We start from the raw sequence: 12,046 nt of genomic DNA on the forward strand, positions 1-12,046 counted from the left end.
GCTGGAGCGGAATTGAAACCGACTATCCCCCTTCTTCTCGCCCTTGCGACACTGCCGGCGGCGGCTGTTCCTGCGGCTCCCTTACCGGGCTCCGCCCGCGCGACGCAGCCCGTTCGCGCCCCCGATGTGCCTGCGGCGCCTGTTCCGGCCGAGATCCCGGTGGCTCTGCTGGTGGATCTGTCCTCGGGCCAGGTGCTCTTCTCCCGCGATCCGGATCGGCGCTTCATGCCCGCTTCGGTGACGAAGGTGATGACAGCCTATTCCGCCTTTCGCCTGATCTCCGAAGGCAAGCTCTCGCCCGAACGGCATATCCTGATCAGCAAGGCGCTGGCGGATGAATGGTCGGGCGAAGGCTCTTCCATGTTCCTCAAGGCCGGTGATCGGGTGACCATCGGCCAGTTGCTGCTGGGCATCACGACGGTTTCTGCCAACGACGGGGCAGTGGCCGTGGCGCTGGAGGCTGCCGGATCGCTGGGCGAATGGCTGGCGTTGATGAACGCCAATGCCGCCGAGCTGGGTATGCGCGACACGCATTTCGGTACGCCCAATGGCTGGCCTGACGAGGGGCGCACCTTCACCAGTGCCCGCGATCTGGCGCTGCTGGCCGAGGCGATGGTGACGCGCTACCCCGAACTCTACCACCGCTATTTCGGCCATCGGGGGCTGCAATATGGCGGATATGCGCAAAACAACCACGATCCCGTGACCGGCGTGGTCGAGGGGGCGGACGGGATCAAGACCGGCTATACCCGCCAGGCTGGCTACAACTTCCTCGGTTCGGCCGAGCGCGGGGGGCGGAGGCTGGTCATGGTGCTTGCCGGATCGCCCACCGCGCCCTTGCGCGACAAAACGGCGCGCGATCTCCTGCGCTGGGGCTTCGATGCGTTTCAGTCCCGCGTCGTCCTGCCGCGCGACATGGCCGTCGGGCAAGCCAGCGTCCAGGGCGGCGCCAGCACCACCGTGGGTCTGAAGACAGAAGGGGACGTGCTGGCCAGCATGGCGCCGGGCAAGGATGCCGCAGTCACCATGTCGGTGCGTTATCGCGGACCGGTTCAGGCGCCGGTGAAGCAGGGGACCCGCGTCGCCTTCCTGCATGTCGCCGTTGCCGGCCAGGAAGCCTATGACGTGCCGCTGGTCGCCAGCGAAACCGTGCCGGAAGCCAATCCGTTGCAGCGCATCCGCAACGGCCTGCTGGGGATGTTCTCGTGATGCGGGGACGCTTCATCACCCTGGAAGGCGGGGAGGGGGCCGGAAAGTCCACCCAGGCCGCCCTGCTGGCCGACGCGCTGCGTGCCCGTGGCCTCTCGGTCCTGCTCACGCGCGAGCCGGGGGGTACGCCCGGAGCCGAGGCGATCCGGGGGTTGCTGCTCGATCCTGCGCAGAGCTGGGGCCCGCGCGCAGAAGCCTTGCTGTTTGCGGCCGCACGGGCCGATCACGTGGCTCAGGCGCTGGAGCCGGCACTGGCATCCGGCCAATGGGTGGTGTGCGACCGCTTTCTCGATTCAAGCCGGGCCTATCAGGGTGGCGCTGGCGGTTTGGCGGATGAGGATATCTGCACGCTCCACCGTATTGGTTCAGGCGGCCTGCTGCCCGATCTTACGCTGTTGGTGGAAATCGGGGCCGAAACCGCCGCCGAACGGCTTCAGCGGCGGGATGGGGAGGGCGGTGACCGGATCGGTGGGCGGGACAGCGCCTATCACGCTGAAGTCGCCGCCAGCTTCGCTCGCCTTGCTGCGGCGGAGCCTGGCCGCTTCGCGCGTATCGCGGGCGAGGGCTCTCCTGACGCCATCCACCAGCGGATCATGCAGGCGGTTGAGCGCCTGCTGGCACGGGCATGATGGCTTTCGCCGGCCATGATGCGCCGTGGCGCGAATGGCGCAGTGCGCTGGCCGGGCCGCGCATGCATCACGGGTGGATTCTGTCGGGCAAGCGAGGCACGGGAAAGGCGGGCTTCGCACTCATGGCTGCCCGGGAGCTGGTGGCAGAACCGGGTGTTCCGCAGCCCCCGCATGACCATCCTGACGTGATCGTGCTGGAAAACCTTCCCGCCACCAGCGAGGATGAGAAGAAGAAGGAAGCGGGCAAGCCCTTCAATCTCAAGCGCAACATTTCCGTGGATCAGGTGCGCGCGATGCAGCGGCGCCTTTCCACGCGGCCTACCATGGGCGACAGGCGTGCGATCATCATCGATCCGGCCGACGATCTGGAGAAGAGCGCCGCCAACGCGCTGCTAAAAAGCCTGGAGGAACCGCCGGCGGGCACTTACTTCCTGCTCGTCACTCACCGGATCGGCCGGCTTCTGCCCACGATCCGTTCACGCTGCCGCGTGCTGGGCTTCCCGCCGATCAACGATGCGGCGATCGATAGCATTCTCCAGCAGGCCGAGCCGCGGGCGGATCACGCCATGCGGCAAGCCGCCATTGCCGCCGCCGCCGGTTCCCCGGGCGCCGCGATTGACTTCGTCGCGCTCGATCTCGGACGCCTGCATGGGCTGATGACCGAAATCGCGGAGCGCGGGGATCCCGACTTCTCGCTCCGTGGCCAGCTGGCCGAAGCCATGGGAGCGCGGCCTGACAGGAAGCGGCAGCTGGCCGCAGTAGAACTGGCGCGCAATGTGGTCGCAAGCCGGATGCACACCACTCCCAAACGGTTTCTTCCTGCGTTGACTGAAGCGCACGCCGCGCTCGCGCGCCTCGCCGCGCAGGCGCCGACCTACAATTTCGATCCCGGTCTGATGGTCATGGAAATCGGCGGGTTGCTCACCAGTCTCGCCATGCCTAGGGAAGCGGCCCATGGCTGAGCCCTATTACATCACCACCGCAATCCATTACCCCAACGGCAAGCCGCATCTTGGCCATGCCTACGAAACGATCGCCGCAGATGTGATGGCCCGTTTCCAACGCCTGCGCGGGCGTGAGGTTCGCTTCCAGACGGGAACGGACGAGCATGGCCTCAAGATGGCGCAGAAGGCGCGCGACCTTGGCATCCCGCCGCGCCAACTTGCCGATGAAATGTCGTCTTTCTTCAGGGAATTGTTCGACAAACTGAACATTTCCTATGATCGCTTCTTCCGCACCAGTGAGGAAAGCCATCATCGCGCGAGCCAGGCGATCTGGAAGGCGATGGAGGCCAATGGCGATCTCTATCTCGACCGTTACGAAGGGTGGTACTCGATCCGCGACGAAGCCTATTACGACGAGAGCGAACTCGTCGCGGGGGAGGGGGGCGAGAAGCTCTCCCCCCAGGGCACACCCGTGGAGTGGACGGTGGAGGAGAGCTGGTTCTTCCGTCTCTCGCGCTATCAGCAGCCGCTGCTGGACCTTTATCGCGAGCAGCCGGACTTCGTTCGCCCGGAAAGCCGCCGCAACGAAGTCGTTCGCTTCGTCGAAGGCGGGCTGCGCGATCTTTCCGTCAGCCGCACGAGCTTCGACTGGGGCGTGAAGGTCCCGGGTGCCGAAGATCATGTGATGTATGTCTGGGTGGACGCGCTCACCAACTATCTGTCCGGCCTCGGCTATCCAGAGCAGACCGAGGATTTCGCCAAGTTCTGGCCGGCTGACGTACATCTGATCGGCAAGGACATCGTGCGGTTCCATGCCGTGTATTGGCCCGCATTCCTGATGAGCGCAGGCATCGCGCTGCCGAAGTCCGTTTTTGCCCATGGCTTCCTGCTCAACCGTGGGCAGAAGGAGTCGAAGTCCGTCGGCAATGTGACCGATCCGGGCCAACTCGCCGATCGCTATGGTGTGGATGTGCTGCGCTATTTCCTGTTGCGCGAATTCAGCTTCGGGCAGGATGGTAGCTGGTCTGCCGAAGCGATTGTAAACCGGGCGAATTCCGAGCTGGCCAACAGCTTCGGAAATCTCGCGCAACGGGTCATGAGCTTCATCGCTAAGAACTGCGGCGGAGCCTTTGCTGCAAGCGCACCTGTACAGGATGCCGATCGCGCGCTGCGCGACAAGGTCAGCCTCGCTTGTGCCGTGGAACTGCCGCAGGCGTTCGACCGGCTCGCCTTCGCTGCTGGCCTGGAAGCATGGATGCAGGCGGTGTTCGCCTGCAATGCCTATGTCGACGAACAGGCGCCCTGGGCGCTGCGAAAGACCGATCCCGAACGCATGGAGCGCGTGCTGGCAACGCTGGTCGGCTGCATCCGCGATCTGGCGATCGCGATCAGCCCGGTGACGCCGGTGGCGGCCGCCAAAATCCTCGACGCGCTCTGCGTTCCGGAAGATGGCCGCAATTTCGCGGCACTCTCCTGTGATCCCGCGCTGGAAGCCGTCCGGGTGGAGACTCCCAGCCCCGCCTTTCCGCGCCTGGAATTGCCGGCGGAGGAGGCAGCCTGATGCTGGTGGATAGCCATTGCCATCTCAACTACAAAGGGCTGGTGGAGGAACAGGGCGAAGTGCTGGCCCGCGCGCGGGGGGCGGGGGTTGATGCCTTCCTCAACATCTCTACGCGGCAGAGCGAATGGCCGGATGTGATCGCCACAGCCGAACGCGAACCCGATGTCTGGGCCAGTGTTGGCATTCATCCGCATGAGGCCGATCAGCACGCGGATCTCGGTGAAGGAGCGCTGCTCGAAGCAACGGCACACCCGCGAGTGGTCGCGATAGGGGAAACAGGGCTCGACTATTATTACGACAAGTCGGAAAGAGACATCCAGAAGGCGCTGTTTCGCCGCCATATTTCTGTCGCACGGGAAACCGGCCTGCCTCTGATCATCCACACGCGGGATGCGGAAGAAGACACTGTCGAAATCCTTGCGGAGGAGATGGGAAAGGGGGCCTTTCCCGCGCTGATCCACTGTTTCACGGCAACGGCGGGGTTCGGGCGCCGGGTGCTGGAGCTCGGCCTCACGATTTCGCTGTCCGGGATTATCACCTTCAAGAACGCCCGCGAACTGCAGGAATTCGCCCCGGAAATTCCGCAGGATCGCCTGCTGGTGGAAACCGACAGCCCGTTTCTTGCGCCGGTGCCGTTTCGCGGCCGCACCTGCGAACCCGCTTATGTGCGCAACACCGCCGAATTCGTCGCCGGCCTGCGCGGCGAGAGCCTGGACCAGCTGGCGGCCTACACCACGAGGAATTTCCGCGCGCTGTTCAGCAAGGTTTCGACGTGAAGCTGCTGATGCTCGGTTCCGGCACCTCGACCGGAGTGCCGCGCATCGGCAACGACTGGGGCGAGTGCGATCCGAAGGAGCCGAAGAACCGGCGGAGCCGCGTTTCCATCATCGTCCAGAATGATGACGGCAAGCGGCTGCTCGTCGACACGCCCCCGGATCTCCGGAACCAGTTGCTGGCGCAGGACATCGGCGCCGTCGACGCGGTCTTCTGGACCCATGACCATGCGGACCATTGCCACGGCCTGGACGATCTGCGGCCAATGCGATTTGGCCGCAGCGCGCCGCTGCCGGGATTTGGCTCGACGGCGACGGTGCAGCGGCTGCGCCAGCGCTTCGGCTATGTGTTCGCGGGCCGTTATGGCTATCCGACCATCGTTCAGCTTGAGACGTTGGACGTGGTGCGCATCATCGCAGGCTTCGCAATCGGTTCGGTGGAAATGCCGCATGGTCCGATCTGCAGCACCGGCTACCGGTTCGAAGCAGACGAAAAATCAATCGCTTACGCCACGGACTTCAACGATATCACTGATGACATGCTGGCGCTGTTCCGGGGTGTTGATCTGCTGATTACCGATTGCTTGCGGCGCGAGCCGCACCCGACGCATGCCTGCCTGGCCATGGCGCTAGAACTGGCCGAGCGCAGCCAGGCGCGCAAGACGGTGCTAACGCATCTCGACAAGAGCATGGACTATGCGACGCTATCCATGGAAGTGCCGCCCAACGTGCTGGTCGGCTACGACGGGTTGGAACTCGAGGCATGAGCCAAATGGGCCTGATCTCGATCGTGGCCTTGTTGGGTTGGCTCGTGCTTGCGCTCAGCGCCTATCGTTCGCATCGGGTAAGTGGCCGGAAAACTCTGGTGATGGCCGCGACGTGGGGCGCAATCTTCCTGCTGTTGGCCGGAATGATTGCAGCCGTGGGAGTGTAATGAGCCCGCCGCCTCCATACACAGAATTTAACATAATATATATTATCAGTCTTGCGTCATGTAAGCGCCAGCTTCAGATGAAACGGTTCGCCCAGTTCAAATGAGACTCGCCTCATCTCCCGCCGCTTGGGGCGCCAGTTATGGATGGAGGCTTACAATGGGATCCGACGAAGCCGTTGACATCGAGATCGATGTAAAAATCATACGACCCAATGTTGTCGGGTTCATGCCTCGCAGGCTCGATGCCGCGCTTCGCGACAAGCTGCTCGACATCAGCGCGCGGATGCGGCGTTGGCCTGGGCAAGCAGTTTGAAGCGCCCCGCTTCCCGCAGGCGGTCGACCACGAGTAATGCGCCTTCGTAGGTCAGATGCCCATAGTCGAACTGCGTAGGCACGCCCGACCGCGTCTGCGTGACGCAGTTCCGCGCGTCGCACATTGCCTGCAGTACCGAGACGTATCGCACATTATCCCCCGCGGCGCCGACCGCGGCCTCCATCGCGCGGTCAATCCGCTTCAGCCGCTCCAACTCGCGCACGTCGGCGACCAGATGCTTCTCGCCACGCGTTTCGGCGAGCGCAAGTAGGCGCGGTAGCGGCATCGCATACTCGACCGGGCGTCCGACGACGTAGACGCGCTCGGTACGCCGCTTCAGATAACGCACCGTGCGCACCAGGTCCCCCACCTCCTCCTCGCGCCAGCGCCCCGCGAGGATCACAGCCGCGAATTGCCGCTGGCGCACCAGCTGTTTCAGCCCCATGCCGATCAGGTCTACGCAGCGGTCGGCGCCCTCGGCGGCAAGCAGCGGGCGGCACCCTGTGGCTGTCACCTGCGCGATCTGCAGCTTGGGAAAGTTCGCGTGAAGCGCCTGATAATATTGCGCGGCATAGCTGTCGCCGATCAGCAGCACCTGCTCGTGCCCCGGCATCGGCGGCGGGACGCAGCGAAACGCGTCGAAGTCGTCATCCTCCTTGTCGGCCTCAGCGTTGATGAGGCAGCTGCCGGCGCGAAACCGCGTCTGGGCATCATAGTCGAGATAGGCGATCAGCCGACTCGCGCTCTGCTCCTTTTTGTCGGCGTGGACCCCACTCGAAAGGAGCACGACCGCGAGCACCGCGACCAACGCAGTCGATCCCGCACCAAAGGTGAAGATTTGCTGGCGATAGCGCGCGATCGACAGCCGCCGCGCCGGGCACTCGACGAAGCGATAGAGTAGCCACGCCGCGACCAGCGACGCGGCGAGCATCGCCGCGAGCCCCAGCGGCGCCCGCTCCGGCCCCAAATTCGCGCGTACAAGCACGACAATCGGCCAATGTGCCAGATAGAGCGAATACGAGATGCGCCCGACGAAGACGAGCGGCGTCAGGCTCAACCCGCACCCCGCAATGACCGGCGACGAGGCGCCGGCGTGGATGACCAGCGCCGAGCCGAGCACCAGCGGAAGCGCGACGAGACCCGGCACCGGCGCGGTTTCCGTAAAGAGTAGGAACGACCCCGCGATCACGACGAGCCCGGCCAACACCGCCCCGTCGGCGACGTGCGGTGCCAGCGGCCGCGGCCGCGTCAGCGCCAGCAGCGCACCGGCGCCGAATTCCCAGAAGCGCGTGACGCCAAAGAAAAAGGCTGCGTCCGAATCGCGCTCGACCAGCCACTCTGCATAGGCGAGCGAGGCGAGCGCCATCGCTGCGATCGCTACCACCTTCCATCGCGGCGCGTAGCGATGAAGCGCGAGAAGCAGGACGGGGAGGACCAGATAGAACTGCTCCTCGACCGCCAGCGACCAAGTGTGCAGCAGCGGGCGGATGTCGCCTTCGGCAAAATAGTCCGCTGCCTGATAGAAATAGAAGTTTGACGTATAGGTCATCGTCGCGACAGCCGCCCTGGCGACGCGTCTTACCTCGGTCGGAAAAAGCAGCGGCACCGACACCGCAAGGGTGATCAACACGGTGACAACCAACGCAGGATAAAGGCGCCGGATGCGCTTGGCATAAAAGCTCGCCATCGAAAAGCGCTCGGCAGCGAGTTCCGCATCGATCTGCCCGCCAATCAGAAAACCCGAGATGACGAAGAATATGTCGACGCCGGCGAAGCCGCCGGTCAGCTTGGCCGGGTCGAGATGAAAGAGCACGACGGCAAGCACCGCGATCGCGCGCAAGCCGTCGATGTCCGCGCGATAGAAGCGCTTCGAAATGCCGCTCCCGGCCGAGGTACCGCGGTTGCCGACAATCCACCCTGCCATCGATCGCAACATTGGGGAATCGCCTCCGGAGGTTGCCGCGACGGCCGCATCATCGCAAGCTGTGGCGGCGCCCGCCATGGCGCATCGGACTTAGTCTGTTCGGACGAAGGCGGCGCAGTTCCTCATCAGCTTCCGCATGAGTAAGGTCATCTGCGTCGATTAACTTGTGGGACTTCACGGCACCTGCTTCTCGAAGGTCCGCCGTCGTTTGTTTATCAAACTTGCCCAATGCGGCAGGTCCCTGCTTCCACAAGGACGCTCATGGCACTGCAAAGCGATCAAACCCTATCGCTGCGGCAGCTTTGTCTGACTTAGCTGCCGCTCCCTGAGCATCCAACTGACGTCCGCTTTCGGGACGTAGTCATCTAGGTTCGGATGACTGGAACTAGGGCGCATAGCGGTCTTCACTGATGGGCCCCCCGGGCGTCTGAGCGAGCCCACTGCTTGCGCAGCGGGTCCATAGCCTTTCATCGAAAGGTCGCGTTATGAGCTGGTGCGGCCCTCCGCTAGGAGGAGGGGCTACGTTCCGCACCAGCTCTTCCATACCGTTACTGGATCTTTTCAGCGGCGATGCGGACGTGCAAATAGGGTTGCGCCGTCAGGTGAGTCTCCTTTCGAACCGGGCGAAAAGTGTCTCTTTTCAAAATTGGTTTAACCCGTGACCGGGAGTGGGCGGCGCGTGTGGCCGCCCCTCGCGAGGTGTGCGGAACGAGAGCGAGGCTGGCAGTTCCCGCAGGCCTCGCCCCGCACAGGCCTAGGTGACCTTCTTGTAGACCGTGAGACCAAGCACGAACAAAGCGACGGCCACGATCACAAAGAGCCAGAAGAGAATCTTGGCAATTCCCCACGCGGCGCCTGCCAGCCCGCCGAAGCCGAGCACACCCAGAACGAGAGCGGCGACGGCGAATATTGCGGCCCATTTCAGCATGGAGCGATCCTTCTATCGAGATGTTGCGGTACTGTCGCCACGGCTAGGCAAGCGGCGGCGCAAATGTACCGGGTTTGCGTCTGAAGAATGCATGCTGCGGAACAGCGTTCCTAAACCCAGCTGGTGAAGCCGCGCGGAGCCTACTTGGGAGAAGCGCCGATCGCGCCTAGAGGAAGCCGATGACCGAACAGCTCCAGCGCCTCCTGGCGATCATGGCCCGTTTGCGCGATCCGGCCGAAGGTTGCGAATGGGATGTTGCACAGACCTTCGCCTCGATCGCGCCTTATACGATCGAGGAAGCCTACGAAGTCGCCGATGCGATCGAGCGCGGCGACATGGATGAACTGCGCGGGGAACTGGGTGACCTGCTGCTGCAGGTCGTTTTCCACGCACGCATGGCCGAGGAAGCCGGCTCCTTCGCGTTCGAAGACGTCGCGCGCGCGATTGCCGACAAGATGGAACGGCGCCACCCGCATATCTTCGGCGGGGACGACGAAGGCGGCGCCGGCCAATGGGAAGCCCTCAAGGCCGCTGAGCGCGAGCGGCTTGGCGCGCAAAGCGCCATGGATGGCGTGGCGCGTGCCCTGCCCGCACTGCTGCGCGCCGAGAAACTGCAGAAGCGGGCGGCGCGCGATGGCTTTGACTGGCCGGACCCGAGCGGCTCCGCTGCGAAGGTTCTGGAAGAGATGGATGAGCTGGCCGACGCCCCCGCCGAAATGCGGATGGAGGAAGCCGGGGACCTGTTGTTCGCCGCCGCCAATCTCGTGCGGGCTTACGGGGTTGCGCCCGAAGAAGCCCTGCGCGCTGCCAATGACAAGTTCGCGCGACGTTACCGCATGATGGAGCAGTTGGCGCAGGGCCGCTTCGCGGAGCTGGATCTGGATGCGCAGGAGCAGCTGTGGCAGCGCGCCAAGCAGGCTGAGCGCTAATTAAGCGCCTCAAACCGACCGAGTTCTTTCTCTGTCAGCCGAACCTCGATCCGCCGCTGGGGGCCCGTCTCCCCTTCTCCGGCGTCATCATCCGCCAGGACCTCACCGTGCGCATGCAGCCAAGCGATCCGCGCGCCGTCGCCCGCGGGCAGGAGGATGGAGTGGCGCCGCGCGCCTGAGGTCAGCACGAAGCTCAACCGGTCCAGCAAGGCGTCGATTCCCGCACCCGTGACGGCGGAGATTGGCAGAATGTCGGGGTCGGCATCCGCCAACGCCTGCAAGTCCTCAGCGCGTTCTGCAGGGAGCAGATCCCATTTGTTCCACAGTTCGAGGATCGGCATGGCGGGATCGGCCCCCTCCCCCTCGATCACGCCAAGATCGCTCAGCACGTCGAGCACTTCCTGCTTCTGCATGGCGCTGTCGGGATTGGCTATATCGCGGACATGGCAGATCACATCGGCGGCGGTCACTTCCTCCAGCGTAGCGCGGAAGGCCGCAACAAGCTGCGTGGGCAGATCGGAGATGAACCCCACGGTATCGGAGAGGATGGCCTTCTCCACGCCCGGCAGCGCGATCGCCCGCATGGTGGGATCGAGCGTGGCGAAGAGCAGGTCCTCCGCCATCACCTCAGCCCCCGTCATCCGGTTGAACAGCGTCGATTTGCCCGCGTTGGTATAGCCGACCAGTGCAATCACCGGCCAAGGCGCCCTGCCGCGCCGGGCTCGATGGAGGGCGCGGGTCTTGCGTACCTGCTCGAGCTCTCGCCGCAGCTTGCCCATGCGGGCGCGAATCAATCGGCGGTCAGCCTCGATCTGCGTTTCGCCCGGGCCGCCGAGGAAGCCGAAGCCGCCGCGCTGCCGCTCGAGGTGGGTCCAGCTGCGAACGAGCCGGCTCTGCTGGTAATCCAGATGGGCCAGTTCCACCTGCAATCGCCCTTCGGCCGTGGCTGCACGTTCGCCGAAAATCTCCAGGATCAGCCCGGTACGATCGATCACCTTGCGGCGGAGCTTCTCTTCCAGATTGCGCTGCTGGATCGCGGAAAGCGCCCCGTCGACGATGACGAGTTCTGCCTGCTCCTGCTCGCAGGTGGCGCCAATGCGTTCGATCTGCCCTTCGCCGAAGAGGGTGCCCGGCCGTACAACGCGCACCGGCAGGATGAAGGCGTCCGCCACGACAATGCCGATAGCCTGCGCCAGCCCCCTGGCTTCTTCCAGCCGGCTTTCGGGATCCTGCGTGCTTCGCTGGCCGCGAATATCCGGACAGACCACGAGGGCACGCGCGCCGCGCGTGACCTCGCCGGCGATATCGTCGTCGACAATCAGTCGCTTTCACCTTCTTCGTCGCCGAGATCCGTGCTGAGATCGACCGGCGAGGCGGGCTGAATGGTGGACACGGCATGCTTGTATGCCAGCTGCACGAAGCCTTCACGCTCCAGCAGCATGCAGAACAGATCATAGGCGGCGATCCGCCCCTGCAGCATCACGCCATTGACGAGGAACATGGTGACCTGCACGCCGGCGTCGCGGACGCGGGAGAGGAAGATATCCTGCAGCAGCCGCTGCTTCTTGCCATTGTCGCTACCCTGGCCGAACTGCTCGGCATCCACGGGGGCGCTGGGCATGATCGTGGAGATGGCGTGCTTGTAGACCAGTTGCGACTGGCCGTCGCGCCGCAGCAGGATGGAGAAATTATCGAACCACGTGACGATGCCCTGCAATTTCACCCCCTTCACCAGGAACATGGTGACGGGCATCTTCTCGCGCCGGAGATGATTGAGGAACAGATCCTGGAGATTGCCTGATTTCACTGCCGAGGCGGCGGGCGCGGGCGCCTTTTCCGCTTCAGGCTTGGCGGGGCGGGAACGAACGGACAGGGTACCCTTGGTCACCGAATGACTCCTCA

12 protein-coding genes are annotated in these 12,046 nt (G+C 64.2%); 8 read left to right on the forward strand and 4 right to left on the reverse strand.

Features of this window, described 5'->3' with window-relative positions:
- Positions 1–12 precede the first annotated feature (12 nt).
- From AEB_RS11330 to AEB_RS18185, 7 genes are read left to right on the forward strand one after another with little or no spacing between them, the layout of a single operon-like run.
- Positions 13–1,209 carry a D-alanyl-D-alanine carboxypeptidase family protein gene (locus AEB_RS11330; protein WP_231958683.1) on the forward strand — a complete coding sequence of 399 codons (1,197 nt, stop codon included), beginning with the start codon at positions 13–15 and terminating at the stop codon, positions 1,207–1,209.
- The gene (gene tmk / locus AEB_RS11335; RefSeq protein ID WP_119083298.1) at positions 1,206–1,838 is read left to right on the forward strand and encodes a dTMP kinase; all 633 of its coding nucleotides are present in this window, start codon (positions 1,206–1,208) and stop codon (positions 1,836–1,838) included. Before AEB_RS11330 ends, tmk begins: the two co-directional genes overlap by 4 nt.
- Entirely contained in the window at positions 1,835–2,800 is a 966-nt protein-coding gene (locus AEB_RS11340) for a DNA polymerase III subunit delta' (protein WP_119083299.1), read from the forward strand. The genes tmk and AEB_RS11340 overlap by 4 nt, the downstream gene beginning before the upstream one ends.
- Complete coding sequence (gene metG, locus AEB_RS11345; RefSeq protein WP_119083300.1) at positions 2,793–4,343, forward strand: methionine--tRNA ligase; 1,551 nt, start codon at positions 2,793–2,795, stop codon at positions 4,341–4,343. Before AEB_RS11340 ends, metG begins: the two co-directional genes overlap by 8 nt.
- A complete protein-coding gene (locus AEB_RS11350; protein ID WP_119083301.1) occupies positions 4,343–5,119 on the forward strand; it encodes a TatD family hydrolase in 777 nt (258 codons plus the stop codon). Before metG ends, AEB_RS11350 begins: the two co-directional genes overlap by 1 nt.
- Positions 5,116–5,883 carry an MBL fold metallo-hydrolase gene (locus AEB_RS11355; RefSeq protein WP_119083302.1) on the forward strand — a complete coding sequence of 256 codons (768 nt, stop codon included), beginning with the start codon at positions 5,116–5,118 and terminating at the stop codon, positions 5,881–5,883. The genes AEB_RS11350 and AEB_RS11355 overlap by 4 nt, the downstream gene beginning before the upstream one ends.
- Positions 5,880–6,050 (forward strand): hypothetical protein, encoded by a 171-nt coding sequence (locus AEB_RS18185; protein WP_172593069.1) that lies wholly within the window; start codon positions 5,880–5,882, stop codon positions 6,048–6,050. Before AEB_RS11355 ends, AEB_RS18185 begins: the two co-directional genes overlap by 4 nt.
- Positions 6,051–6,322: 272 nt before the next feature.
- Here AEB_RS18185 and AEB_RS11360 read toward each other — a convergent pair whose 3' ends face one another.
- Together AEB_RS11360 and AEB_RS11365 are read right to left on the reverse strand one after the other, a co-directional pair.
- Entirely contained in the window at positions 6,323–8,299 is a 1,977-nt protein-coding gene (locus AEB_RS11360; RefSeq protein WP_172593070.1) for an acyltransferase family protein, read from the reverse strand.
- A 742-nt stretch (positions 8,300–9,041) separates the two neighbouring features.
- Positions 9,042–9,215: a DUF1328 domain-containing protein gene (locus AEB_RS11365; RefSeq protein ID WP_119083304.1), complete on the reverse strand. Its 174-nt coding sequence runs from the start codon at positions 9,213–9,215 to the stop codon at positions 9,042–9,044.
- A 179-nt stretch (positions 9,216–9,394) separates the two neighbouring features.
- Between AEB_RS11365 and mazG the strand changes: the two genes are divergently transcribed.
- Positions 9,395–10,144, forward strand: coding sequence for a nucleoside triphosphate pyrophosphohydrolase (gene mazG, locus AEB_RS11370; RefSeq protein WP_119083305.1), 750 nt, complete (start codon positions 9,395–9,397; stop codon positions 10,142–10,144).
- Here the strand turns inward: mazG and hflX are convergent.
- Both hflX and hfq read right to left on the reverse strand, forming a co-directional pair.
- Positions 10,141–11,412, reverse strand: coding sequence for a GTPase HflX (gene hflX, locus AEB_RS11375; RefSeq protein ID WP_231958684.1), 1,272 nt, complete (start codon positions 11,410–11,412; stop codon positions 10,141–10,143). The genes mazG and hflX overlap by 4 nt on opposite strands.
- A 50-nt stretch (positions 11,413–11,462) precedes the next feature.
- A complete protein-coding gene (gene hfq, locus AEB_RS11380) occupies positions 11,463–12,032 on the reverse strand; it encodes an RNA chaperone Hfq (RefSeq protein WP_231958685.1) in 570 nt (189 codons plus the stop codon).
- Positions 12,033–12,046 lie beyond the last annotated feature (14 nt).

The sequence above is a fragment of the Altererythrobacter sp. B11 genome (assembly GCF_003569745.1).
In the GTDB taxonomy this organism is placed as follows: Bacteria; Pseudomonadota; Alphaproteobacteria; order Sphingomonadales; family Sphingomonadaceae; genus Croceibacterium_C.

Bases quoted from the DNA above. Each gene is read 5' to 3' on its own strand.
- AEB_RS11340 (WP_119083299.1), top strand. From the start codon at position 1,835: ATGATGGCTTTCGCCGGCCATGATGCGCCGTGGCGCGAATGGCGCAGT.
- metG (WP_119083300.1), top strand. From the start codon at position 2,793: ATGGCTGAGCCCTATTACATCACCACCGCAATCCATTACCCCAACGGC.
- AEB_RS11350 (WP_119083301.1), top strand. From the start codon at position 4,343: ATGCTGGTGGATAGCCATTGCCATCTCAACTACAAAGGGCTGGTGGAG.
- AEB_RS18185 (WP_172593069.1), top strand. From the start codon at position 5,880: ATGAGCCAAATGGGCCTGATCTCGATCGTGGCCTTGTTGGGTTGGCTC.
- AEB_RS11360 (WP_172593070.1), bottom strand. From the start codon at position 8,299: ATGTTGCGATCGATGGCAGGGTGGATTGTCGGCAACCGCGGTACCTCG.
- AEB_RS11365 (WP_119083304.1), bottom strand. From the start codon at position 9,215: ATGCTGAAATGGGCCGCAATATTCGCCGTCGCCGCTCTCGTTCTGGGT.
- mazG (WP_119083305.1), top strand. From the start codon at position 9,395: ATGACCGAACAGCTCCAGCGCCTCCTGGCGATCATGGCCCGTTTGCGC.